The organism is Paeniglutamicibacter sp., assembly GCF_046714615.1.
Taxonomy (GTDB): domain Bacteria; phylum Actinomycetota; class Actinomycetes; order Actinomycetales; family Micrococcaceae; genus Paeniglutamicibacter.
Map to the genome: position 1 here is coordinate 20,557 of NZ_JBKKAP010000141.1, position 25,459 is coordinate 46,015.

The window sequence follows — 25,459 nt, forward strand, 5'->3', positions numbered from 1 at the left end:
ATCATGCCTCTTTGGCATGGCATCTCGCAATTATTGGCAATCTCGGGTATGCAATCGTCGGGGAGAGCTTATTCCCCGCTCATGTGCCGCACCAGCCCGTCTGTGACGGTCATCCGCACCTTCGTCTCCCTGATCTCCGCCGGGCCCACCGCGAAGATGTCCGTGTCCAACACCGTGAAGTCCGCCAGCATCCCGGGCTTAAGCATGCCTTTGAGGTTTTCCTCCCCTGACGCATAGGCCGGTGCGACGCAGTAGGCATTGAGAGTTTGGGCCAGGGAGATCCGCTCGTGGGGTTCCCAGCCGCCTTCGGGCTTTCCCTCCTCGGTGGTCCGCGTCAGTGCCGCATGGATCCCGTGGAACGGGTTGGGGATTTCGACGGGGGAGTCGGAACCAAACGCCACCGTGGCCCCTGCATCCAACAGGCTTCGCCAAGCGTAGGACGCGAGGTTCCGGCCCCTCAGCATGCCCAGGATGGGCATGTCGCTGGGACAGTGCTGTGGCTGCATGGAGGCCACGACCCCGAGGGTGGCCAGCCGCGGAACATCCGCCGGCAAGAGGAACTGGACATGTTCGAGCCGGTGGCGCAGCCCGTGCCTGGAGGTGAGGCCCTGGACCTCGGTCAGCGCGTTGAGCACCAAATGGTTGGCCCGGTCCCCGATGGCGTGGACCGCGACGGCGATTCCCGCCCTGGCGGCGCGAGTGGCCAAGGAGAGCATTTCGGGATATGTGGTGACTTCCATCCCGTGGTTGTTGCCGCCCGGAAAGGGTTCGCCCATGTGGCAGGTGTGCGAGCCCACCGCGCCGTCGGCGAAAATCTTCACCGCGCCGTGCCGGATCCAACTGTCTCCTTGGCCTGTCCGGATCCCGTTCCGGATCGCGGCCTCCAGATCGTTCTGGGCGAGCAACTTGTTCACGCGCAGGGCCAGCGCTCCGTCCTCGCGAAGGCGGGTGTAGGCCTCCAGCGCATCGGCTCCGTCGATGTCGTGGACGCCGGTCACACCCAGCGACAATAGGTACCCCTGGGCCTTGCGCAGCTGTTCGGCGAGATTTCCGGAAAGCCCCGAGGCGGCGAGCCTCCGGACTGGATAGACCGCGCTCTCCCGCAGGATCCCCGTGGCTTCCCCCTGCGCGTCGCGGACGATTTCGCCGCCGGCGGGATCCGGCGTCGTCCGGGTGATGCCGAGCGCCTGGAGCGCCCGGCCATTGGCCCATACCGTGTGGCCGTCGGCGCTGGTGAGTGCCACCGGATTGCGTGGGCACACCGCGTCCAGTCCGCGGCGATCCGGCTGGACCGGAACTTGCCATTTGTTGTAGTCCCACCATCCGCCGAAAATCCACTCGCCGTCACCGTATTGCGGCTCCACGGCAGCGACCCCGGCCAGCGCTTCCTCCACGCTTCCGGCATACCGCAGGTCGACCTCGTGCATGGCCCGCGCCAGCGTCGCGGTGTGGATGTGGGAATCGGTGAACCCGGGAATGACCACTGCTTTTTCCAGATCGTGTGTTCTGGTCCCGATCGGAGCGTGGGCTCGAAGTTCGGCTTCCGAGCCTACCGCCACGATGATGCCATCCTCCACCAGAAGGGCACTGGCCCGGGGCTTCCGTGGATTGAGGGTGTGGATGGCGGCGTTGGCAAAGAGAGTGGTGGTCATGGAATGAGGGTATGGGCGCCGCTTCGCAACAACGCCCTGGGTTGCGCAACAAGCGGGTCACAAATATGCGCTGCACCGCGTGCCCACTTCGGGATCCCACGTGAATAAACGGAAGCGCCGCCTTCATGCCAGTTATGCATACGTTAGTTGCGAAATGAGTCTTAGACGTACTGGAGGAGCGGGTCACATACTCACTCCATGGGCATTCGCATGAGCTAGGTCACACGAAGCCCGCACTCGCATTGAATCCAAGCAAAGGACCCCCACGTGATCCAGAAACACCAGTCAACGGCCGGCACGTCCGCCCGCCTTGGCCGCCGACTCGCCCGCCTGGCCGCCGCCGCCGCGGCAATCACCATCGCCGCCACCGGCTGCACCACCGGCGCCGGAGCAGGCGCGGGGGCGCCTGCCTCCGGTGAAGTCTCCACGGACACCATCAACACCGTGCTCAGCGCCGACCCCACCTCGTTCGCGCCGGTAGAGGTCCGCAATGCGGACGACTACATGGCCAACCGCCTCTTATACTCCACGCTGGTGCGTCGCGATGAGAACAACAAAATCGTTTCGGACCTGGCCAGCAAGTGGGACATCACCCCCACCCAGGGCACGTTCACCATCCGCGACGGCGCCACCTGCTCCGACGGCACCCCCATCACCGCCAGCGTGGTCGCTGACTCCCTGAAGGTCTTCGCCTCGCCGGATAGCAAGTCCAGCTTCCGCCCCCTCGTCCTGGGCGAGGGCCCGGCCACGGTCACCGCCGATGAATCCGCCGGCACCGTCACAGTGAAGCTCGCTCAGCCGTGGACCGACTTGCTGCAGGGCATGAGCCTTCACGCCACAGGCATTGCTTGCCCCGCGGGCCTCAATGACCCCAAGGGCCTGACCGCCGGCGACGTGGCCGGGGCGTTCTCCGGACCCTATACGCTGACCAAGAAACAGCACGGCGTCGGCTACTCGTTCACGCTTCGCGATGACTACAAGACCTGGCCCGCCTACGAGACCAAGATCGAGGGCACGCCCGCCAAGACCATCGAGGCCAGCGTCAACGCCAATCCCAGTGCCATCTCCAACGAGCTCCTCACCGGCACGAAGGACATTGCCTCCATCCGCGGGAAAGACAGCACCCGGTTCGAGGGCAACCAGGACTTCAGCACCGAGACCATCCCGCAGGGCAGCCTGTACATGATGTTCAACGAGCGTCCCGGCCACCCCTTTGCCGACCCGACCCTCCGCAAGGCCGTCGCGCAGGCGCTGAACGCAACCGCCTTCAACCAGGCCACCTCCGGTGGCCTCGGCGAGGTCTACACGTCCTTCGCCCACCCAGGCGTTCCGTGCTCCAGCACCGACACTGAACTCCTCATCAAGTCCGACCCTGCAGCGGCCCAAAAGGCCCTCGCCGGAGTCAAGATCCGCATGGTCGGGGCCCAGATCTTCGGCCCCAACGGAGCGGCCAACACCTACGTCGCCGAGGCCCTGCGGGCCGCCGGGGCGGATATCGAGCTGCGCAACGTGGACCTGGCAACTTGGAGCACCGAGCTGACGCAGAAGATCGACACCTGGGACGTCACCGTCATGGGTGGCATCAACGCCGGGGGCACCATGTTCGGCGCACTGTCCACAGTCATCGGCACTCCGGTGGAACAAGGCGGCCTGAACTGGGGAGGCTTGGAGAACCAGCCCGTCCTTGACATCGTGGCCAAGGCCATGACGCAGACCGACGCCACCGAGCGCTGCGGCACCTACCAGGAAGCCCAGAAAGTCATGATCGGCGAGGCCCACGTGGTCCCGCTGGCCAGCCTTCCCGCCCAGGTCACCATCCGGTCCGGATTCGCCATGCACACCATGAATGGCCAGCCGGACGAAAGCACCATGCGGATCACGAAGTAGGAACAGGCCATGACTTCCTCGATTGCTGTTGAAGCTTCCCGAACCCCCGGCGTCGCAGCCGGGGGTTCGGGGGGCCGTTTCGTCCACCGGCCGTGGGTGGCGTTTTCCTTGCGCCGCCTCGGTGGGCTGGTGTTGTCGTTTGCGGTGCTGGTCGTGGTGACGTTCCTGATCGTGCCGCTGATCCCGGGCGATCCTGCGGTGATTGCCGCCGGTGACGGCGCAAGTCCCGCGCAAATCGCCACTGTCAGATCCGAGCTTGGCCTGGACCTGCCGGTCGCCGTGCAGTTCCTGAACTATGTCGGGGGAGTGCTGCGCCTGGACATGGGGACCTCGTTCGTCTCCGGCGAGAGCGTCTCCGCCTTGATCTTCACCCGGTTTCCCTTCACCGCCGAGATCGCGTTGCTGGCCATCGTGCTGGTCCTGCTGCTGTCGGTCCCGCTGGGCATGGCCGTGGCGATCCTGACCCGCGGCGGACGAAACAAGTGGCTGGACAACTCCTTCAATTTCCTGACCAGCCTGCTGTACTCGATCCCGCAGTATGTGGTGGCGACACTGCTCGTGGTGGTGTTCGCCGTAACGCTGCGCTGGCTTCCGGCGGCGGGCGCAGCGACCCTGGATTCGCTGGTGCTTCCCACGGCGGCACTGATGCTGGGCCCGATCTGCGTGATCTCACGGATCGTGCGACGCGAAACGGCCGTGGTCCTGGACAAGGACTACATCCGCACGGCGCGCGGCTGGCGGCTCGGCGCGCTGCGCACCAATGCGCGCTACGTCTTGCCGAACCTGGTCACCACTACGCTGACTCTCTCAGGGCTCATCCTTGCCGCACAGCTGGGCGGAGCCGTGGTCATCGAGACCGTCTTCGCCTGGCCGGGACTGGGCCAGGGGATCGTGAACGCGATCCTGCAGCGCGACTATCCCGTCATCAGGGGCATCATCCTGGTCCTGGGCCTGCTCGCGACCCTCATCATCATCCTGGTGGACCTGATCCTGGCCATCATCGATCCCCGCAACCTCGGAGGAACCTCAAGTGACATCTAGGCTTAGGAGCCGGGAGTTCTGGACTCCCGCCATGCTCACCGGTGCCAGCCTGCTCACGGCATTGGTTCTGGTGGCCATCATCGCCCCGCCGACCCTGGGGCAAGCGGCCGAACAGCTGACCCCCAATGCCGCCCTCGGACCCAGTGCCGAGCATTGGCTGGGCACCGACGACTTCGGCCGGGACCTGCTCTCGCGCACCCTAGTCGCGACCCGGCTGACCCTGCTCATGACCGCCGGCGCCGCCGCCATCTCGGTTGTCTGCGGCGCGGTGATCGGCCTGGGCATCTGGCTCTCGGGCCGGCGTGTCCGGGAAGTTGCGCTGCGCATCCTGGAAACCGCAGTCGCCTATCCCTCGCTGATCTTCGCCCTCGTGATTGCCGCAGTCCTGGAACCGGGAGTTTCCTCGGCGGTCATCGCGATCGGCATCGCCGGCATCCCCGGCTTCGCCCGGATCACCGCGAACCTGGCCTCCTCGGTGTCCAACAGTGAGTACGTCGTGACGGCACGACTGCTGGGTGTCAGCCCGGTGCGGATCGCGGCTCGGCACATGCTGCCGAACATGGCCGAGCCGTTGCTGATCCTGTCCGCGACCGTTTTCGCCTTGTCCCTCGTGGAGATCTCCGCGCTGTCCTTCATTGGCCTGGGCGTCCAGTCCCCGCAATACGACTTCGGCCGGCTCCTGAACGACAGTCTCGGGGCCCTCTACACCCAGCCGGTGGAGGCAGTCGGCCCGTCGGTCATGATTGCCCTCAGCGGGCTCTCGGTCATGCTGATCGGTGACGCGCTGGCAGCCCACGCCGATCCCCGGGCCAAGCGCAGCTTCTTTCGCCGGGCCCTGGACCGCACGCGCATCATCCCGGCCCAGGTCACCGGCGCCGACACCGCATTGGTGCGCGTGGAGAACCTACGCATCAGCATCCCGAACCGGGCCGAGCTCGTCAAGGGCGTCTCGTTCTCCATCAACCCCGGTGAAGTCGTGGCCCTGGTGGGCGAATCCGGATCCGGGAAGTCCCTCACGGCCATGGCCATTGCGGGCCTGTCCTCCGAAGACCTCGCCGTCGAGGCGGAGCTCCTGCGGGTCGGTGACATGAACATGCTCGCCGCACCGGACCAGTCACGGCTGGCCAAGGAAATCAGCATCGTCTACCAGGACCCCGGCACCACGTTCAACCCCTCCCTGCGCATGGGTTCCCAGCTGACCGAGGTACTGCGGACCCATCTGGGCATGGGCGGGGCGATGGCGCGCAAGGTGATCACCGAGGCACTGGCCAGCATGAACGTCACCGAACCTGCCCAACGCCTGCGCCAGCACCCGCACGAACTTTCCGGCGGCATGCGCCAGCGGGCCATGATCGCCGCATCCATCGTCACCTCGCCCAAACTCATCGTCGCCGACGAACCGACCACGGCACTGGACGTCACCGTCCAGGCCGATGTCCTTCGCCAATTCCGGCGCATCCACCGCGAACAGGGCACCGCGATGCTCTTCATCTCCCACGACCTCGGCGTCGTCGAGGCACTGTGCGACACCATCCTGGTCATGAAGTCAGGGGAGATCGTTGAACGGCTTACCGCCGCCCAGCTCGCCGCCCGCGACGTCCACCACCCCTACACCAAGGCACTGCTGGCCGCGATCCCCACCCTGGACCTCGACCCCGCACCGGCCACCGCAGGAGCAACCACACCATGAACGCGCACACCCAACCCGTCCCCTTCGAAACCCGCACCGACACCATAAACGACATCCCTCAGGGCGGCGGCCTGCCCGCGGCCGCATCCGTGAAGGACCTCAACGTCAGCTTCGGCGCCGCCCACGTGCTCAAGGGCATCACGCTGAGCGTTCCCGCCGGCATCGTGGTCGGACTGGTCGGGGAATCCGGCTCGGGAAAGTCCACGCTTGGCAAGACCCTGGTCGGAATCAACAAGCCCTCCAGCGGCGAGGTGCTCATCGGCGGCGAGGACTTCACCAAAATGCACGGCAGGCGCCGCCAGCAGATGCGCCGCGAAGTCCAGTACATCCCACAGGACCCGTACTCCTCACTCAGCCCCCGTCGCACCACCGGCCAAACGCTGGCCGAGGCCCTGGACCCCCACGGCGCCAATCCCGCCGAGCACCGCGAGGCCATTGCCGCCGCCCTGGAACGGGTCAAGCTCCCGTCCTCGTCCGCTGAGAAATACCCACATGAATTCTCCGGCGGGCAACGTCAACGGATCGCCATCGCCCGCGCCCTGATGCTCGAGCCAAAACTCGTGATCGCCGATGAAATCACCTCGGCCCTGGATGTCTCCGTTCAGGCCGACATCATCAAACTGCTCCAAGGCATGCGCGGAACCGTGCGCTCCGCCATGCTCTTCATCTCCCACAACCTCGCCGTCGTCCAACAGGTCTGCGACGAGGTCGTCGTCATGAACCACGGCCGCATCGTCGAACACGGCACCATCGACTCCGTCTACCGCAACCCACAACATGACTACACCCGAAAGCTCCTCGCTTCCGTCCCCGGCTCACCCGGATTCACTTTGGACTAAAAGCGAAATAGCTCAGCTCCGGGGTGACGCTCAGAATGACGGCCACCGGATCAGGCAGCCACTGGCCTCCCATGCGTTGCCGGTGCCCGAGGTGCAGGAACCGGCCATCGGGTTCCGGCAGCCCGCCATAGCCCGCCGGGGGTACAGCGCGGGAAAGCGGACCCGACGGTTTCCACGGGGCCCGGCCCGTCAGTCTTCGATTGTTGGTAATCCGCAAAGGTCCCCGCGTCCCTTTTCGGCCAGCGAAAATCAAAGTGGCATTGCCGGTCGCCGCCGCCTCGGCAACCGGCGGAAGCACCGAGAGCGCGCGAAGTGCAGGTGCTCCATGCCCTGGTGCTATGCAACTCTTGCAATTTTGGTCATGGACGGCAGGTTGCACAGGTCACATACTCGAATGAAACCTTCCATAATATTGTGGAACTTCAGTTCATTCGAAGGGAACATTGCGTGTCCGTCACGAAAATTCTTGAAGACGCCCGGGAGCTTCATGGCGATATCGCCCAGTTTCGTCATGACCTCCACCGACACCCCGAGCTTGGGCTGGAGCTTCCCCGGACCCAGGAAAAGGTCCTCGAGGCCCTGGCGGACCTGCCGCTCGAGATCACTCTCGGCAAGGGGCTAAGCTCCGTTGGGGCCGTCCTGCGCGGTAAGGCACCCGGTGATCAGGGGGATGCGCCCAAGCACACCGTCCTCCTGCGAGCGGACATGGATGCCTTGCCCCTCCAAGAGGAAACGGGCGTCGAATTTGCCTCGACGGTGGCCAACCGCATGCACGCCTGCGGCCACGACCTGCACACCGCGATGCTCGTTGGCGCCGCCCGCCTGCTCTCGGAGCGGCGGCACTTGCTCACGGGCGACGTGGTCTTCATGTTCCAGCCCGCCGAGGAACAGCTCGCAGGCGCCCCGATGATGATTGAGGAAGGAATCCTGGATCTTTCGGGACACCGGGCAGACGCGGCCTACGGGCTCCACGTCTTCAGCGCCGGCGGCAACACCGGACGCTTCGAAACGAAGCCCGGGGTCATGATGTCCGCGGCGGACGCCTTGTTCGTCAAGGTCATCGGACGGGGCGGCCATGGCTCGGCACCGCACCAGGCCCAAGATCCGGTGCCGGTGATGGCAGAAATGATCCTCGGCCTCCAGCACATGGTCACTCGCCAGTTTAACGCCCATGATCCGGTGGTCGTGTCGGTCGGAATGGTCAAGGCCGGCGATGCCATCAACGTCATCCCCGACTCAGCAGAATTCGGCGCGAGCCTGCGCATGTATTCGGCAGAGGCGCGGACCAAGATGCAGTCGGCCATTCCGCGGCTTCTGAAAGGCATCGCCTCCGCGCACGGCGTCGAAGTTGACATAAACTACCACGTCGGTGGTCGGGTCACCGTGACGGACGAGGCCCACACGAACTTCGCCGCTGAACAAATCACCGAACTCTTCGGTGCCGAGCGCCATCACCGTTTGGCCGCTCCGCTGGGCGGTTCCGAGGATTTCGCCGACGTCCTGGCGCAGGTTCCTGGCAGCTTTATCTGCCTGGACGCCACGCCGCTCGGCGCCGGTCCCGATGCCGCATTCAACCACTCGCCCCGAGCCACCTTCGATGACAGTGTGCTGGTCGATGGTACGGCCCTGTATACCCAACTCGCCATGGGCCGCCTGGCCCGGTCCGCCAGCGTCTGACCTTCTCCTCCATTCCCAAGGAATTCCGATGATCCACAAGACAAAATCCGGCACCGCAACGGCGGTCTCCCGGGAAGCGGTTCCGCCCGCAACTGCTTCTCCCAGAGCCACTAAATCCCAGAGGCAGACCCTTTTCGCCACCGGCTTGGGCAACGCGCTCGAATGGTACGACTGGGGTATCTACTCCGCGTTCGCCATCTACTTCGCCACCGAGGTCTTCAACCCGGAAGACCCCCTGGCCGCGCTCCTGGGTGCCATGGCGGTCTTTGCCGTCGGCTTTATCGCCCGACCCGTGGGGGGCTTCCTCTTCGGGTGGATGGCGGACCACTTGGGGCGCCGGTCCTCCATGATCGCCACCGTTGGTCTCGCCTCCTTTGGTTCGCTCATGATCGCCCTGGTGCCGACCTACAACACGGCCGGCATCTGGGCCGCGGTGGTCCTCCTGACCGCCCGCCTGCTCCAGGGGCTTGCCCACGGCGGAGAGATGCCCTCCGCACAGACCTACATTTCCGAGGCCGCGCCGGCCGAGCGCCGGGGACTGTGGTCCTCCCTGATCTACGTGTCGGGCACCGCCGGGATCGTGATCGGCCTGCTCTTCGGCTACATCCTGAACTCCATCCTCAGCAAGCAGGACATGCAGGCCTGGGGTTGGCGCATCCCCTTCATCCTCGGGGCACTCCTTGGCCTCTACACCCTCATTGCCCGCTCCCGCATGAAGGAGACGGAAGCCTTCTCGGTCGCAAAGGCCACGGGCCGCCAACCGATGTGGCCTGAGATCCGCAAGAACTGGCGCTCGGCGCTGCGCGTGATCGGCCTCGGCGTCGGCTCCACCGTGTGCTACTACGTCTGGTCGGTGAGCGCCGTCCAACAGGCCGTTATCATCCACGGGATGGACCAAGGCACGGCACTGTTGGCCAGCGTCCTGAGCAACCTCGTGCTGATCATCTCGCTCCCTTTCTGGGGAAGGTTCTCGGACCGCTTCGGGCGCCGCGCCGGCCTGCTGATCGGCACCGGGGTTCCAATCGTGTTGTTCCCCCTGCTGATAACCACCGTAGGCTCGACATTCTGGTCTCTCTTCCTCCCTGCGACCGCCATCCTGGTCCTGATGGGGGCGACGCTCGCGATCACGCCGGCCGTCTTCGCAGAGATGTTCCCCACCCGTATCCGCACCGTGGGTGTCGCCGTCCCTTACGCGGTCGCGGTCGCCGTCTTTGGCGGAACCGCGCCGTATCTCCAGAGCTGGACGAACGCGACCTTCGGCCCCTCCGTATTCACCATCTACGTTGTCGTCCTCATGGCCATCTCCACCCTCGTCGCCTGGAAGCTGCCGGAAACCAAGGGCAGGGACCTCACGAAGTAGGGGGCGGGGAGGTCGTGCCCCCACGTCGTACTGCTGTGCGTAGGCCAGTACGAATGTTGTTTTTTGCACTCGTCAAGTTGTACGGGTAACGTGGAAAAGTCGTCCGGAAGTGCCATCCCCAAGAGGCCACCGGACGGGATTGCAAGCCCCCGCGTCCGCGCCCACCCCCAAGGTGTGCGGCGGCGGGGGTTTCCCTTTAAGGCCGCTGCGGACTCCGCGACCACAGGGGCACGGCAAAAGATATTTCCTTCGGTCTTTTCCCGCACACCTGTGGACGCCGGGACCCCACCGTCCGGTGCCCACCACCGCCAGGTTCCGTTCCGCCCTTATTCCCACTTGGCGCTGCCGGCGATCGTGCACACGCTCACCATCGTCGTGGGTTTCGGCGTCGTTCCCCATGGTCCAAGACGCTCCCGCGCGGCCCACCTGTTTAGTGGGCCGGGTCTTTTCGGCACTGACCACGAGTGTGCGGCTTGGGCAGGAGTGAATTTTTCACGATGGTCTAATCGTGGCTACCGCTATGGGGTACCCAAGTTCCCAGGATCAACAACCCACGCCACAAAGATCTAGATAGGCTAACTGCCGGATTCTTGGTGCCAGGGTGTCGCGGTGAACCATCCTTCACTGCAAAACCCACTTCAACATCTACACGGTTGTCGTGGCCTGTTCCCGTCATCACGTGGCTATCGGGCGCACAAGAATCGACAAAATGAACGTGCTCTGATCGTGCACTTTGCTGCGAAATCGGCGACGACTCACTTTGCGTTTCCCTCGACGGCGAAAGGCTAGAGAGCGTTACCCATGCTGCGTCGGCACATAACAGAGAGATCCCGGCCAACTGTGAGTTCGAGTCGTCACTGCGCCGAATCCGTTAACCCGGTAGGCTGGTATACGTATGGTTTGCAATTTCGCATGACCAGCACAGAAACAAGACGAAATATCCGCGCACTTCGCGCACTTGACCCACCGGAAGACAGTCGCGGTCCTCGGTAGTGGCTTTCGCTCTTCCTGATGGAAGAGCGCGAGTCTCGATCGAAGACCAGATTGCACCGTTGTGTGGCCTGTTCGCAGCGTGCTGCGGATATTGATCGAAAGGACACGCCCCATGGAGGGTCCCGAAATTCAATTCGCAGAGGCCGTGATCGACAACGGTCGATACGGCAAGCGAGTTATCCGCTTCGAAACCGGCCGTCTGGCCCAGCAGGCCGCAGGTGCGGCCATGGTCTACATCGACGAAGAAACCGCACTGCTCTCGGCAACCACTGCCGGCAAGCACCCGCGCGAAGGCTTCGACTTCTTCCCGCTGACCGTGGACGTCGAGGAGCGCATGTACGCTGCCGGCCGCATCCCGGGCAGCTTCTTCCGCCGCGAAGGTCGCCCGTCGACCGAAGCCATCCTGGCTTGCCGCCTGATGGACCGCCCGCTGCGCCCGGCCTTCGTCAAGGGCCTGCGCAACGAGGTCCAGATCGTGGTCACCGTTCTGGCGATCAACCCGGACGAGCTCTACGACGTGGTGGCCATCAACGCCTCCTCGATGTCGACCCAGCTCTCGGGCCTGCCGTTCTCCGGCCCGATCGGCGGCGTTCGCGTTGCACTGGTTGACGACGGAAACGGTGCCCAGTGGGTTGCCTTCCCGAAGCACAGCCAGCTGGAAAACGCAGTGTTCAACATGGTTGTTGCAGGCCGCATCGCTGGCGACGACGTCGCCATCATGATGGTCGAGGCCGAGGCCACCGACAACTCCTGGAACCTCATCAAGGAACAGGGCCACACCGCCCCGACCGAAGAGGTTGTTGCCCAGGGCCTTGAGGCTGCAAAGCCGTTCATCAAGGCACTGTGCGAGGCACAGTCCGACCTGGCAGCCCGCGCCGCCAAGCCGACCGTCGAGTTCCCGGTCTTCCGCGACTTCGAGGACGACGTCTTCGCAGCCGTTGAGGCCAAGGCCGCCACGAAGCTTGCAGGCATCTACCAGATTGCCGCCAAGCAGGAGCGCGACAACGCAGCCTCCGCCTTCAAGGACGAGGTCGTTGCCGAGCTCGCCGCCGAGGGCACCGCCTTCGAGAAGCGCGCAGGCGAGGTCTCCAAGGCCTTCGGTGCTGTCACCAAGCAGGTCGTGCGCCAGCGCATCCTGACCGACCAGATCCGCATGGACGGCCGCGGCCTGTCCGACATCCGCAAGCTCACCGCCGAGGTCGAGGTTCTTCCCCGCGTCCACGGTTCGGCGATCTTCGAGCGTGGCGAAACCCAGATCATGGGCGTCACCACCTTGAACATGCTCAAGATGGAACAGCAGATCGACTCGTTGTCGCCGGTGACGCGCAAGCGCTACATGCACAACTACAACTTCCCGCCGTACTCCACCGGTGAGACCGGCCGCGTGGGTTCGCCCAAGCGCCGCGAAATCGGCCACGGTGCCCTTGCAGAGCGCGCCATCATGCCGGTGCTGCCGTCGCGTGAGGAATTCCCGTACGCCATCCGCCAGGTCTCCGAGGCATTGAGCTCCAACGGCTCGACCTCGATGGGCTCGGTCTGCGCATCGACCCTGTCGCTGCTGAACGCCGGTGTGCCGTTGCGCGCAGCCGTCGCCGGCATCGCCATGGGCCTGGTGTCCGACGAAGTTGACGGCCAGACCCGCTACGCGGCCCTGACCGACATCCTCGGCGCCGAAGACGCCATGGGCGACATGGACTTCAAGGTCGCAGGTACCTCCGAGTTCATCACCGCCATCCAGCTTGACACCAAGCTCGACGGCATCCCGGCATCGGTCCTGGCAGCTGCGCTGACCCAGGCCCGCGAAGCCCGTCTGCACATCCTCAATGTCCTGAACCAGGCCATTGACACCCCGGACGAGCTCTCCACCTACGCTCCGCGGATCATCTCCGTGAAGATCCCCGTAGACAAGATCGGCGAGGTCATCGGCCCGAAGGGCAAGATGATCAACCAGATCCAGGAGGATACCGGAGCGGATATCTCCATCGAGGACGACGGAACCGTCCTCATCGGCGCCACCAACGGGGAGTCGGCAGAAGCCGCACGCTCCGCAGTGAACGCCATCGCCAACCCTCAGGTTCCTGAGATTGGCGAGCGCTACCTCGGCACCGTCGTGAAGCTGACCACCTTCGGTGCGTTCGTTTCGCTGACCCCGGGCAAGGACGGCCTGCTGCACATCTCCGAGCTGCGCAAGCTCGCCGGTGGCAAGCGCGTGGACGACGTCGAAGACGTTGTCTCCGTGGGCCAGAAGCTTCAGGTTGAAATCACCAAGGTCGACGATCGTGGAAAGCTCTCGCTTGCCCCGGTTGTAGCCGAGGAAGACCTCGTCGAAGCCGAGTAATCCTAGTTTTCTAGGCTAGAAAATCCCGGTCCACCTTTTGGTGGGCCGGGATTTTTCTATGCCCGCGGAATTGGCAATTGCAAGGAGAAGATCCAAGCCCAGCGGCAACCCGGCAACCCGGCAACCCGGCAACCCGGCTACCCGCGACACGGGTGCGGCCAGGTGGGCTACCAGCCTTGGGCCTCACTGCGTGGGGGAGCGCGCGGTGAGAGACCGCTCATGTCATGGCAGTGAATGGTTTGCCCTGTGGAAGAATGGAGTAATGCCTTTTGCGCGCCACTGCGCGCGAATAACCCAATGCTCCGCGGTCAGACAAGCGGACAGTAAGGATGTTTTCTGTGGTCATGATTCCCCTGCCGCTCAACGGCTTTGGAATGTCTCCCGCCCCGGCGGGGGAGCGTGGGGTATCCCCCGCCCCCGCCCCGCACGAGGCGGGGGGCCCCCCCAACATCCACGGGCAGGCCGGTGGGGCGCTGGTGCGCCGCTCGGTCCTGCCCGGTGGTGTTCGTGTGCTGACCGAGGCAATGCCCGGCCAGCGTTCGGCAACCATCGGTTTCTGGGTGGCTGTCGGATCCCGCGATGAGCAGGACGGACAACACGGTTCCACCCACTTCCTTGAGCACCTGCTGTTCAAGGGCACCAAGCGCCGCACGGCGCTTGAAATCGCCTCGGCCTTCGACGAGGTCGGCGGCGAGTCGAATGCCGCCACGGCGAAGGAAAGCACCTGCTACTTCGCCCGCGTGCTGGACTCCGACCTGCCGATGGCCATCGATGTCATTGCCGACATGGTCACCTCCGCCGTTATTGATCCAAATGAATTGGAACAGGAACGCGACGTGATCCTCGAGGAAATCGCGATGGACGCGGATGATCCGGGGGATGTCGCGCACGAACGCTTCGTCGAGGCGGTCATGGGCCACCACGTCCTGGGCCGCCCCATCGGCGGCACGCCCGAGGCCATCACCGGCATCGGCAGGGACTCCGTCTGGGAGCACTACCAGCGCTTCTACACCCCGGACGAACTGGTCATCACCGCGGCGGGCTCCCTTGACCACGACGAGGTCTGCGACCTGGTCCTCAAGGCCCTGCGCACCGCGGGCTGGAACATGGAAGAGGGCGCCTCGCCGGTGCCCCGCCGTTCCACGGTTCCGGTGGAAATCACCGGCTCCGAGCGCATCGACGTGATCCGCCGGCCGGTCGAGCAGGTCAACATCATCATGGGCTGCCCGGGCATCGTGGCCACCGACGAGCGCCGGCACGTGATGAGCGTGCTGAACGCGATCCTCGGCGGCGGCATGTCCTCGCGACTCTTCCAGGAGATCCGCGAGAAGCGCGGGCTGGTGTACTCCACCTACTCGTTCTCCGCCGCGTACTCCGATGCGGGCTACTTCGGCATGTATGCCGGGTGCGCCCCCGCCAAGACCGAGCGCGTGATCAAGCTGCTGGGCGAAGAGCTGGACAAGCTTGCAGCTGACGGCATCACCGACGAGGAGCTGCGCAAGGCCGTTGGCCAGCTCTCCGGCGGCATGGTGCTGGCGCTGGAGGATCCGGGATCGCGCATGTCGCGCCTGGGCCGTGCAGAGCTTGTCACCGGTGTCTTCCACGACATCGACGAGTCGCTCGAGCGCGTCAAGGCAGTCACCCCGGCACAGGTGCAGGAACTGGCGGCGCTGCTGGCGTCCCGTCCGCGCACCATCACCGTGGTGGGGCCGTTTGATTCACCCGCCGACTTCGGCATGTAGTCACACGGCACATCGCCTTCAAGGACCGCCCTTTTCCCGATTCGGGACAAAGGGCGGTCCTTTTTGTGTTCCGGGAGACGAATCCCGCCGCTTATCGCCAATTTGCCACCGTTCGTCTTGGTTCATCCGGTCGTAACAGGCAATTGGCCACCGGACGTGGGACGTAACGTAGGATGAGTGCTTTGTGACAGTAGTCACGCTCGCATTTAATCACTCGCACGAGAAGATATGGGACCCATACTTATGGACGACCTCGCAACTCTCCTCGGTGACATCAGTAGCGTCATCTGGGGACCCTTCATGCTGATCCCGCTGCTGTTGGGCACCGGGCTTTACCTGACCTTCCGCCTGGGCGGACTGCAATTCCTCAAGCTCGGTGTCGCACTGCGCCTGGGGCTGCTCAAGCGCAAGGACGCCGGCTCCGAGGGAGACATCTCCCAGTTCCAGGCATTGACCACCGCACTGGCGGCCACCGTCGGAACCGGCAACATCGTCGGCGTGGCCACGGCCATCGGCATCGGCGGCCCCGGCGCGCTGTTCTGGATGTGGGTCACCGGCCTGCTGGGCATGGCCTCGAAGTACTCGGAGGCCTACCTCGGTGTCCGCTACCGCGGCACCGACACCGCCGGGGAGAAGTCGGGCGGCCCGCAGTACTACCTGGAACGCGGCATCAAGGGCCCGTTTGGCAAGTTCCTGGCGCTGTTCTTCGCCATTGCCGCCACGCTGGCCTGCTTCGGCATCGGCAACATGACCCAGGGCAACTCGATCGCGGCCAACCTGGAGAACTCCTTCAGCGTCCCGACCTGGACCACCGGCCTGGTGCTGACCGTCCTGGCAATGATCGTGCTGGTCGGTGGCATCAAGTCCATCGGCAAGGTCACCGCCGGCTTCGTTCCGGTCATGATCGTCTTCTACGTCGCTGCCGCCATCTACATCCTGATCGCCAACGTCGGCCAGGTCCCGGCGGCCATCGGCCAGATCTTCTCCCAGGCCTTCACCGGCACCTCGGCCGTCGGCGGCTTCGCCGGCTCCGCCATCATCATCGCCGTGCAATTCGGCGTGGCCCGCGGCATCTTCTCCAACGAGTCCGGCATGGGCTCCGCGGCCATCGCCGCCGCCTCGGCGCAGACCACCCACCCGGTGCGCCAGGGCCTGGTCTCCATGACCCAGACCTTCATCGACACCATCATCGTGGTCACCTGCACCGGCCTGGTCATCATCACCACCGGGGCCTGGAACTACATCGACCCGGAAACCGGGAAGCAGATCTCTGCGTCGCTGATGACAGGCCACGCCTTCACCTTCGGCCTGCCGGGGGAGTGGGGACACTGGATCGTGACCATTGGCTTGGTCATGTTCGCCTTCTCCACCATCCTGGGCTGGTGCTACTACGGTGAGCGAAACATCGAGCGCCTCATCGGACGCAAGGCAGTCATGCCGTTCCGCGTGGTCTTCTCACTCGTCGTCTACGTGGGCTGCACCACCCAGCTCACCGCCGTGTGGAACTTCTCCGACATGATGAACGGGCTCATGGCACTGCCGAACCTCATCGGACTGCTGCTGCTCTCGGGCATGATTGCCCGCGAAACCCGCTGGTACCTCAAGCACGACCCGACCCTGGACGCCACCAAGGAAGACATCGAGCTGTTCATGAAGGACCGCCCGGACTGGGCCGACTGGAAGGCCGGGGACGTCCTGGGCTCCAGCCGCATGTCCGCCACGGAGCGGACCGCCGCGGGCGACCGCGTCTAGCGGCAGTAGATTCACCAACACCAAAGAAGCGGCCCGGTTTCCAGGATTTGGCGAGTTCTAGCGGTCGTTGCAACACCCCAGATTTTGGGAGTTGCAACGACCGTGTCGTCTTTAACGGAAAATCCATCCACCGATTCAAATCCTTCGGGGCGCAGGAAATATTCCGCCCAGGACCGTGAACGATTCCTGGGTGTCTTTGACAGGCTGGGAAACATCTCGGCTTCTGCCTCTGAACTCGGATTCGACTATGGCAAATGCCGCCAATGGGCACGGGAACTCCCCCCGGGTTCCGGGGGTGAAAACCGGGAAACTCGTGGCAGGAAGAAGACCAAATACACCGAGGAACAAAAGGATCGGTTCTTTGCCTGCCTTGACCGGTTGGGGAACATTTCGGCGGCAGCCCGAGAATCCGGCTTTCCGGTGGGAACGTGCTTCCAATGGGCGCACAAGGCCGGAGTGGCGACGCTTGGGACGCACGCAGGGAAGCGGGAGGAATACCTGAGGCTGCGCAGCGCCGGGGCGACCCAGGAGGAGGCAGCCGCGGCCTCCGGGGCAAATGTGCGTACCGGCCGGGACTGGGAGAACGGGGTTCGCAGGTCACGCAACAAGCGCATTTACCCCGACGGGCGGACTGTCGACTACAAACAAGGGGTGACTACTACTTATTCAGTCGATGGGTCTGCCTTCAAGGCTCCGTTTCCCGGGCTGGCCGCGCTGGAGAAACCGATTAGCGACCGCTACCTCTCCCTGCCCGAACGCGAGCAGATCCGCGACCTGCTGGTGGCCGGTTCTTCGATGCGGGCCATTGCCAAGACCCTGGGCAGGCCGGTCTCCACTGTCAGCCGGGAAATCGCCCGCAACACCGGCCCCAACGGCTACCAGCCATACGCCGCGCACCGCGCAGCGGCCCAACGCCGGCCACGTCCCAAGACCAGCATGCTTGCCTGCGAGGGAACCTTGCGAAAATACGTGGGGGCGAAGTTGCTTCTAGGCTGGTCTCCGGAGCAAATCAGCAACAGGCTGAAGAAGCTGCTCCCGGACAGGCTGGAGTTTCACGTGTGCCACGAAACGATTTATCAGGCGCTTTACTTGCAGGCCCGCGGCGGCCTCAAGCGCGAGGTAGCCGCGGCGCTCCGCACCGGCCGCGCCCGCCGCAAGTCCCGCCGCGACCCCGAGGCGCGCACCAGCCGGTTCCGGGACCCGATGGTCAACATCTCCGAACGTCCCCCAGAGGTCGAGGACCGCGCCGTGCCAGGCCACTGGGAAGGGGACCTGATCACCGGGATGCAAAACAAGACCGCGATCGCGACCCTGGTCGAGCGGAGCACCCGCTACGTCATGCTCGTGCACCTCGAGGGCGACCACACCGCCGCCACCGTCCGCGACGGACTCATCAAGACCATGGGCGGGCTACCCGAACGCCTCAGGGGTTCCCTGACCTGGGACCAAGGCGCCGAAATGGCGACGCACAAGGCTTTCTCCCTGGCCACCGACATGGATGTCTATTTCTGTGATCCTGCAAGCCCCTGGCAGCGAGGCTCCAACGAGAACACCAACGGCCTACTGCGCCAATACTTCCCCAAAGGAACCGACCTCTCTGTCCACAGCCCGGACGAGCTCGAACGAGTCAGCCGACTGCTCAACGGGCGCCCACGCAAAACGCTCGGCTGGGATACCCCAACCGAGCGTCTGCGTGGACTACTCTTGGCAGCTTAGCCACCTGGTGTTGCGACGACCCCTAGAATTCAAGATTTCCTGGAAGCCGGGCCGCTTCATTTTGCGCTAGAAGACCATTGCCATCCACGGTTTCCCAGACGTATCGTTGAGTATCGCTATATGTCGTTCGAATTTTTTCCGAAGGAGTTCGTGATGCATGGTTCCCACCCGGCCGGAGGATTTTCCGGCAACAACTTCGATGGCGTGTGGCAGGCCATGGACGAGCTGCGTTCGCGCTTTGAAAAGCGCTCCGGCACCCGTGCCGGCCGCGGCGAGGTCCGCGCCGCGGTCCTGGCCCTGCTCGCCGAGCAACCGATGCACGGCTACCAGATCATCAGGGAAATCGAGGAACGCAGCCACGGCAACTGGAAGCCCAGCGCCGGTTCGGTCTACCCCACGCTGCAACTTCTGGCGGACGAGGGCATCGTGAGCACCGAGGAGTCCAACGGGCGCAAGATCTACTCGCTGACCGAGGCCGGCCGCGAGGAAGTGGCCGAATCCAAGGGCTCTGTCCCGTGGGAGCCGGGCGGATCGGCACCCGGCGCCGGGTTCGCCGCCCTGCCCAAGGCCGGGGTCGAGCTCGCCCAGGCGGCGGCCCAGGTGGGCCGCACCGGCTCCGCGGAGCAGGTGCAGGAGGCCGTGGCGGTGCTCGACGAGGCCCGCCGCCGTCTGTACTCGATCCTCGCCCAGGGCTGAGGCGTAGTGGGAGCGGTTCCCCGGAAGCGTGCCATCGAGGCAGTCGGGGCGGGGGACACCCGTGCCCGCTACCGCCGCATCCTGCGCTTCGCCGCCCGTCACCTGGCGGCGATCTGGTTCTTTGAGATCTTCCTGCCGCGGATCGGGTTGGACCGTGTCGCCGAGCGCACACGCACCAAGCGGATGCGCTCCTTCGCCCGGCGCTTCCACGCCCTGGCGCTGGAGCTCGGAGGACTGATGATCAAGGTGGGGCAGTTCATGTCCTCCCGGCTGGACGTGCTGCCGCCGGAAATCACCGAGGAACTCGAGGGGCTGCAGGACGAGGTCCCGCCCGTGCCGTTTCCCGCGATCCGTGCCCTGGCCGAGAAGGAGCTGGGCGCATCGCTGGAGGAGCGCTTCGCCTGGGTGGAAGAGGAACCGCTCGCCGCCGCATCCCTCGGGCAGGCGCACCGGGCCCGGCTTCTGCCAGCCGACGCGGAAGAGAGCGGACTGGACCACGTGGTCATCAAGGTCCAGCGCCCGGGCATCGAGGAGATCGTCGAGGCGGACCTGGCGGCGCTGCGCAAGGTCGGGGGCTGGCTCAGCCGTGTGCGCATCGTGGCCGCGCGCGCGGACGCGCCGGCGCTGGTCGGGGAATTCGCCCGGACCAGCCTCCAGGAAATCGATTACCTGAACGAGGCGGCCAACGCGGAGCGCTTTGCCGTGGACTTCGGCGACGACGCACGGGTCGCTGTGCCGGCGGTGGCCTGGGAGCGGACCACCCGCCGCGTGCTGACCCTGCAGGACGTCACGGCGATCAAGGTCACCGATGCGAGTGCGCTGGCCGCCGCCGGCATCGACCCGGTGCTCGTTGCCCCGGTGTTCGCCTCGGTGATGTTCGACCAGCTTTTCACCAACGGCTACTTCCATGCCGACCCGCACCCGGGCAACATCTTCATCACCCCGTCCTCCGACGGGGAAGCTGAGCACCCGTGGAAGCTGACGTTCATCGACTTCGGGATGATGGGGGAGGTTCCCCCGGGCACGCGCACCGGGCTGCGCAAGGCGTTGGTTGCCGCCGCCTCCCGCGACGGCAAGGGCCTGGTCGGTGCGATCAGCGACGTGGGGGTGCTGGTTCCCTCCGCGGACACCGCCGGGCTGGAACGGGCGATGACACAGCTCTTCGCGCGCTTTGGCGGGATGGGATTCGCCGAGCTGCGGGAGGTGGACCCGCGGGAGTTCCGCGCATTCGCCGAGGAATTCGGGGACGTCATCCGGTCCCTGCCCTTCCAACTCCCGGAGGACTTCTTGCTGATCATCCGCGCGATGTCGCTGACCTCCGGGGTGTGCAGCTCGCTGGATCCGGCATTCAACCTGTGGGACTCGGTGGAACCCTATGCCGCGCAGCTGGTCCGCGACGAGCGCGGAAATCTCGTCCAGGACGCAGCCCGGCAGGCGCTGGATGCGGCGGGGCTTGCATTGCGCCTGCCGGGCCGGCTTGACCGGCTCGCCACCCGGATCGAGGACGGCTCGCTGGAGGTGGCCAACCCGCGCCTCGAACGCCGGGTGGCCCGGTTGGAGCGCACGGGTCGCAGGGCTGTCCGCGCGGTCCTCTTCGGTGCGCTGCTCATTGCCGGGGCGATCCTGCGGCCCGAGGACCTGGTGCTGGGCAACGTGCTGATGATGGGGTCGTTACTGCCCCTGCTTTACGGGTTGTGGGCGGGGCGCCGCGGCGTTTAGTTCCGCAGCAAACACGGCGGCGGGATGCGGCCACTATCCGCCGGCGAAGGGCGGGAGCACGTCCAGTTCGTCGCCGGGGCGCAGGGCGCGGGAGTGGTCCTGTTCGCTGACGCCGTTGACCAGGAAGCTGCAGCGCGCCAGCACCGTGCCCAGTGAGGTGGTGCGGCGCAACAGCGGCCCGTCAGACACCGGGGCTGCGGCGGGGCTGCTGGCGGCAAGGTGCTCGAGCACCGTGCCCAGGGTGGCCCCGGGGAGCTGAAGCAGGTCGAGTCGTTCCTCGGTCCTGCCCGCGGCCTGCGCGGCGGCGGCAAAGTATCGAATGCGCATTATCCTCCGATGGCGCTCATGGAGCGGTCCGATTGTACAAAGTCCTTGGATCCCAGCCCGGTGTGGTCCATGCCGTGGGCCCGGGGCTTGCCCCACATGGCGGCCCGCCAGCGTTCGGCAATTGCCTGATCGTCCGAGCCGTCGCGCAGCAACGCTGACAGGTCGGTTTCCTCGCGGGAGAACAGGCAGCTCATGACCTTGCCCTCGGCGGTGATGCGGGTGCGCTTGCAGTCCGCGCAGAACGGCTCGGACACCGAGGCGATGATGCCCACCGCCCCCAGGATGGTGTCGGGGTCCGCGAGGGCGGAGACCAGGAAGCGTTCGGCAGGCGCGCCGTCGCGCGGCTTGGTGTCGGGGGACAGCCGGAAACGCGTTTCCAGGTAGGCGCGCAGATCCGCGGCGGTGACCATGTTGTCCTTGCGCCACACGTGGTCGGCATCCAGCGGCATCTGCTCGATGAAGCGCAGCTCCAGGCCCCGCTCCAGGGCCCAGGCCAAAAGCTCGGGTGCCTGCTCGTCGTTGATCCCACGCATCAACACCGCATTGATCTTCACCGGGAGCAGGTCGGCGGCCAGGGCCGCATCGATCCCGGCGAACACCGAATCGATGTGGTCGCGCCGGGTGAGCTTCGCGAAGGTCTCGGCGTGCAGCGTGTCGAGGGAGACGTTGATGCGGGTCAGTCCGGCCTCGGCGAGCGCGGCTGCCTTCTTGGCCAGTCCCACCCCGTTGGTGGTCAGGGAGATGGGTAACTCAGGGTGTTCGGTGCGCACCGCGGCAATGATCTGGGCCAGGTCCACGCGCACCAGGGGCTCGCCTCCGGTGAGTCGCAGTTCGCGCACTCCCAGGTCGCGCACGCCGATGCGCACGATCCGGGTGATTTCCTCGAGCGTGAGCAGCTTGGACTTGGGCAGCCAGGCCAGTCCGTCGGCGGGCATGCAGTAGGTGCAGCGGAGGTTGCATTTGTCGATCAGGGAGATGCGCAGATCGGTGGCCTGCCGGCCGAACTTGTCACTGAGTCCGGGGGAGTCTGCGGGTGCCGGTGTCAGGATGGTGGGCATGGGCAGGCTGACGGTGCTGCGGGGTGTATCTGTGTTCGTCGCCATATATCGAGGGTAGTCCAAGGCAGGGGACATTGCTTCGTGTATTGCGCGGCCCTTCGCGCACAGCGCACCACCGGCGTGCCCGAGTCACGGACGCCGCTGACGGAACCTGGCCGCCTCCTCCACAAATGAGCGCTGCACCCGGGCCCCGACCTAGGATGGAAGGCATGAGACCATCATTTCGCCGCAGCGTCCCCGGGCACCTCAAGGCCATCGAGGACTTGTTGGCGCCCGCGCTGCGGGATGAGGGCAGCGAACCGGTGCAGCTGGGTCATGCGCTGGGCCGCACCCTGGCCCGCGACCTGATGGCACCGCGCGCGCTGCCGCCCTGGGACAACTCCCAAATGGACGGGTATGCGGTGCATGCGCAGGACCTGGGTTCCGGGCCGTTGCGGGTGGTCGCGCCCATTGCCGCCGGCCAAGGAGCGGCCGCACTGGTGCGCGGGACCGCCGCCCCCATCATGACCGGTGCCCCGATGCCCGAGGGCGCCAACACCGTCGTCCCCATCGAGGCGGCCGACCCGGACCGCTTTCCCACGACGGCAGAGCTCGCGGATGGCTTCTCCGTGGTGCTCCCGGACACCAGTGAGGTGGGCAATTACGTCCGTGCCCGCGGCAGCGACATCGCCGAAGGCGCGCTGGTACTCGAAGCCGGGACAAGACTCGGCCCCACGGCACTGGGCCTGATTGCGGGACTGGGCCTGCCCGAGGTGCAGGTCCTGGCCCGGCCGCGGGTGCTGCTGCTCTCCACCGGGGACGAACTCATCGCCCCGGGCGGGGCACTGGGACCGGGACAGATCCACGACGCCAACACCACGTTGCTGCGCTCCTCGCTTGAGGCCGCCGGGTGCGTCGTGACAAGCCTCGGGGTGTTCGATGACTCGCCCGAACGCTTCTCCGCATCCCTTGCAGCCGCCCTGGATTCCGGGGCCCTTCCCTACCAGCTGGTGCTCAGCAGCGGGGGGATCTCCAAGGGGGCCTTCGACGTGGTCAAGGAAGTCCTGGGGAACCACGGCATCGAGTTCGGCTCCGTGGCCATGCAACCCGGCGGGCCCCAGGGCTCCGGGACGCTCGCGCTGCCCGGCTGCGCGCCGGTGGCCCTCATCGCGCTGCCCGGGAACCCGGTCAGCGCCTATGTCAGCTTCGAGATGTTCCTGCGCCCCGTGCTCGCCGAGCACCTCGGCCTGCCCGAGCGCACCCGCACCACCGCCACGCTCACCGAGAACATGGAATCGGTGCCCGGGAAGCTGCAGGTGCGCCGCGGAACCCATGTGAACGGCACCTTCACCCCGCTGGGCGGGGCCTCCTCGCACCTGCTGGCCGCCCTGGCGGCAAGCAACGCCTTCATCCTCATTGACGAGAACACCGCCAACCTGCCCGCGGGAAGCCCCGCGGAGGTCCTGATCATTGGAGACGGCTCATGACCCGTGAACCCACACCCGAACCGAAATCCGCACCAAGCCCTGCAGCGCTCTCGCACGTGCGCGCCGACGGCAGCGCCCACATGGTGGATGTCAGCGACAAGGCCGAGACCAGCCGTCAGGCCACCGCCGAGGCGTCCGTGCACACCACTGCAGAGGTCATGAAGCTGATCACCAGCTCGGGGATGCCCAAGGGCGACGCGCTCGCCGTGGCCCGCATCGCAGGAATCATGGGGGCCAAGAAGACCTCCGAACTGATCCCGTTGTGCCACCCGCTGCCGATCTCCAAGGTCGTGATCGACTTCGAGCTGGATGCCGTGGACCGCGTGCGGATCCTGGCCACGGTCAAGACCCGCGGGGTGACCGGGGTCGAGATGGAGGCGCTGACAGCGGTGGGCACCGCGGCCCTGGCCCTGTATGACATGATCAAGGCCGTCGACAAGCACGCAAGCATCACCGACATGCGCGTGCTGGCCAAGTCCGGCGGCAAGTCCGGTTCCTGGGACATTGCCCCGCAACGACACCCGAAACCCGAAGGAGAAATAAGCGCATGAGCGCCTGCGAACCACTGGGGGCCCCACGCAAGGCCGCCATCCTGATCTCATCCACCCGTGCCGCAATGGGCATCTACGAGGATGCCAGCGCCCCGGTTATCGCCGACTGGCTCCAGGAACAGAACTTCGATGTCATCCCGGCGATCATCGTGCCCGACGGCCCTTCCGTCGGCGCCGCGCTGCAGGGCCTGCTGCTGTCCAAGCCCCGGGTCATCATCACCTCCGGCGGCACCGGGCTGAGTCCCGATGACATGACGCCGGAGGAAACCGAACCGCTGCTGAACCGGCTGGTTCCGGGCATCATGGAGGCGCTGCGTGCCACCGGCCGGGAGAAGACCCCGATGGCCGCGCTGAGCCGCGGCCATGCGGGCATCTCCGGGGAGACGTTCATCGTGAACCTGCCAGGTTCCCCCTCCGGGGTCATGGACGGGCTCACGGTGCTCACCCCGTTGCTGACCCACATTTGCGACCAGCTGGAGGGCCGCCATGGGCACTAGCGCTACCGGTGCTCCCGGGGAAGCGGTCTTTGCCGGGATCAGCGACACCCCGATCGACGTGGACACCGCCTGGGACGCGGTGGAATCCGATCACACCGGCGCCGTGGTCACCTTCGGCGGCATCGTGCGCAATCACGACGGCGGCCGCGAGGTGCTGAAGCTGACCTACAGCGCCCACCCCAGCGCCCCGGCGCGCATGGTCGAGTTGGTGGCGGAGGTCGCCTCACGGCACCCCGGGACCCGGCTATGGGCAGCGCACCGGGTGGGGGAGCTGCACATCGGCGACGCCGCCCTGGTGGCAGCCGCAGCCGCCGCCCACCGCGGTGCCGCCTTCGACGCCTGCCGCGACCTGGTGGAAACCGTCAAGGCGCACGTCCCGGTCTGGAAGGAACAGTTCTTCGCCGACGGCGAGGTCGAATGGGTGGGCAGCGCCTAAAGCTTCGGTAGCTTTCCACAGT

General features: G+C 65.7%; 19 protein-coding genes. 16 read left to right on the forward strand and 3 right to left on the reverse strand.

The features are described from left to right. Nucleotides 1-68: 68 nt before the first annotated feature. A complete protein-coding gene (locus ACLQ7E_RS16155) occupies nucleotides 69-1,652 on the reverse strand; it encodes an amidohydrolase (protein ID WP_411733589.1) in 1,584 nt (527 codons plus the stop codon). Nucleotides 1,653-1,919: 267 nt separating this feature from the next. Here ACLQ7E_RS16155 and ACLQ7E_RS16160 point away from each other — a divergent pair, with 267 nt between their 5' ends. The 12 genes from ACLQ7E_RS16160 to ACLQ7E_RS16215 all read left to right on the forward strand — a co-directional run bounded on the left by ACLQ7E_RS16160 (nucleotide 1,920) and on the right by ACLQ7E_RS16215 (nucleotide 21,102). Next, complete coding sequence (locus tag ACLQ7E_RS16160) at nucleotides 1,920-3,539, forward strand: ABC transporter substrate-binding protein (RefSeq protein WP_411733590.1); 1,620 nt, start codon at nucleotides 1,920-1,922, stop codon at nucleotides 3,537-3,539. 9 nt (nucleotides 3,540-3,548) lie between these two features. Further along, the gene (locus ACLQ7E_RS16165) at nucleotides 3,549-4,580 is read left to right on the forward strand and encodes an ABC transporter permease (RefSeq protein ID WP_411733591.1); all 1,032 of its coding nucleotides are present in this window, start codon (nucleotides 3,549-3,551) and stop codon (nucleotides 4,578-4,580) included. Then, nucleotides 4,570-6,270: a dipeptide/oligopeptide/nickel ABC transporter permease/ATP-binding protein gene (locus tag ACLQ7E_RS16170; protein WP_411733592.1), complete on the forward strand. Its 1,701-nt coding sequence runs from the start codon at nucleotides 4,570-4,572 to the stop codon at nucleotides 6,268-6,270. The genes ACLQ7E_RS16165 and ACLQ7E_RS16170 overlap by 11 nt, the downstream gene beginning before the upstream one ends. Next, a complete protein-coding gene (locus ACLQ7E_RS16175) occupies nucleotides 6,267-7,109 on the forward strand; it encodes an ABC transporter ATP-binding protein (RefSeq protein WP_411733593.1) in 843 nt (280 codons plus the stop codon). Before ACLQ7E_RS16170 ends, ACLQ7E_RS16175 begins: the two co-directional genes overlap by 4 nt. Before the next feature lie 447 nt (nucleotides 7,110-7,556). Continuing rightward, nucleotides 7,557-8,786 (forward strand): M20 metallopeptidase family protein, encoded by a 1,230-nt coding sequence (locus ACLQ7E_RS16180; RefSeq protein ID WP_411733594.1) that lies wholly within the window; start codon nucleotides 7,557-7,559, stop codon nucleotides 8,784-8,786. A 28-nt stretch (nucleotides 8,787-8,814) separates the two neighbouring features. After that, a complete protein-coding gene (locus tag ACLQ7E_RS16185; RefSeq protein ID WP_411733595.1) occupies nucleotides 8,815-10,146 on the forward strand; it encodes an MFS transporter in 1,332 nt (443 codons plus the stop codon). A gap of 1,105 nt (nucleotides 10,147-11,251) precedes the next feature. Continuing rightward, nucleotides 11,252-13,477, forward strand: coding sequence for a polyribonucleotide nucleotidyltransferase (locus ACLQ7E_RS16190; protein WP_411733596.1), 2,226 nt, complete (start codon nucleotides 11,252-11,254; stop codon nucleotides 13,475-13,477). Nucleotides 13,478-13,815: 338 nt separating this feature from the next. Then, nucleotides 13,816-15,219, forward strand: coding sequence for a M16 family metallopeptidase (locus ACLQ7E_RS16195; RefSeq protein ID WP_411733597.1), 1,404 nt, complete (start codon nucleotides 13,816-13,818; stop codon nucleotides 15,217-15,219). Nucleotides 15,220-15,447: 228 nt separating this feature from the next. Then, nucleotides 15,448-16,971 (forward strand): alanine/glycine:cation symporter family protein, encoded by a 1,524-nt coding sequence (locus ACLQ7E_RS16200; RefSeq protein WP_411733598.1) that lies wholly within the window; start codon nucleotides 15,448-15,450, stop codon nucleotides 16,969-16,971. 498 nt (nucleotides 16,972-17,469) lie between these two features. Continuing rightward, on the forward strand, nucleotides 17,470-18,687 hold the full coding sequence (locus ACLQ7E_RS16205; protein ID WP_411733671.1) for an IS30 family transposase: 1,218 nt from the start codon (nucleotides 17,470-17,472) through the stop codon (nucleotides 18,685-18,687). A 153-nt stretch (nucleotides 18,688-18,840) separates the two neighbouring features. Then, the gene (locus ACLQ7E_RS16210; RefSeq protein ID WP_411733599.1) at nucleotides 18,841-19,383 is read left to right on the forward strand and encodes a PadR family transcriptional regulator; all 543 of its coding nucleotides are present in this window, start codon (nucleotides 18,841-18,843) and stop codon (nucleotides 19,381-19,383) included. A gap of 6 nt (nucleotides 19,384-19,389) precedes the next feature. After that, nucleotides 19,390-21,102 (forward strand): ABC1 kinase family protein, encoded by a 1,713-nt coding sequence (locus tag ACLQ7E_RS16215; protein WP_411733600.1) that lies wholly within the window; start codon nucleotides 19,390-19,392, stop codon nucleotides 21,100-21,102. A gap of 33 nt (nucleotides 21,103-21,135) precedes the next feature. Here the strand turns inward: ACLQ7E_RS16215 and ACLQ7E_RS16220 are convergent, their stop codons facing one another. Continuing rightward, nucleotides 21,136-21,429 carry a MoaD/ThiS family protein gene (locus ACLQ7E_RS16220; RefSeq protein WP_411733601.1) on the reverse strand — a complete coding sequence of 98 codons (294 nt, stop codon included), beginning with the start codon at nucleotides 21,427-21,429 and terminating at the stop codon, nucleotides 21,136-21,138. Next, nucleotides 21,429-22,487 carry a GTP 3',8-cyclase MoaA gene (moaA, locus tag ACLQ7E_RS16225; RefSeq protein WP_411733672.1) on the reverse strand — a complete coding sequence of 353 codons (1,059 nt, stop codon included), beginning with the start codon at nucleotides 22,485-22,487 and terminating at the stop codon, nucleotides 21,429-21,431. Before moaA ends, ACLQ7E_RS16220 begins: the two co-directional genes overlap by 1 nt. A gap of 209 nt (nucleotides 22,488-22,696) precedes the next feature. Between moaA and glp the strand changes: the two genes are divergently transcribed. From glp to ACLQ7E_RS16245, 4 genes are read left to right on the forward strand one after another with little or no spacing between them, the layout of a single operon-like run. Beyond that, nucleotides 22,697-23,953 carry a gephyrin-like molybdotransferase Glp gene (gene glp / locus ACLQ7E_RS16230; RefSeq protein ID WP_411733602.1) on the forward strand — a complete coding sequence of 419 codons (1,257 nt, stop codon included), beginning with the start codon at nucleotides 22,697-22,699 and terminating at the stop codon, nucleotides 23,951-23,953. Then, nucleotides 23,950-24,504, forward strand: coding sequence for a cyclic pyranopterin monophosphate synthase MoaC (gene moaC, locus ACLQ7E_RS16235; protein WP_411733603.1), 555 nt, complete (start codon nucleotides 23,950-23,952; stop codon nucleotides 24,502-24,504). The genes glp and moaC overlap by 4 nt, the downstream gene beginning before the upstream one ends. After that, nucleotides 24,501-25,001: a MogA/MoaB family molybdenum cofactor biosynthesis protein gene (locus ACLQ7E_RS16240; RefSeq protein ID WP_411733604.1), complete on the forward strand. Its 501-nt coding sequence runs from the start codon at nucleotides 24,501-24,503 to the stop codon at nucleotides 24,999-25,001. The genes moaC and ACLQ7E_RS16240 overlap by 4 nt, the downstream gene beginning before the upstream one ends. Then, complete coding sequence (locus ACLQ7E_RS16245) at nucleotides 24,991-25,437, forward strand: molybdenum cofactor biosynthesis protein MoaE (protein ID WP_411733605.1); 447 nt, start codon at nucleotides 24,991-24,993, stop codon at nucleotides 25,435-25,437. Before ACLQ7E_RS16240 ends, ACLQ7E_RS16245 begins: the two co-directional genes overlap by 11 nt. The last annotated feature ends 22 nt before the right edge of the window (nucleotides 25,438-25,459 follow it).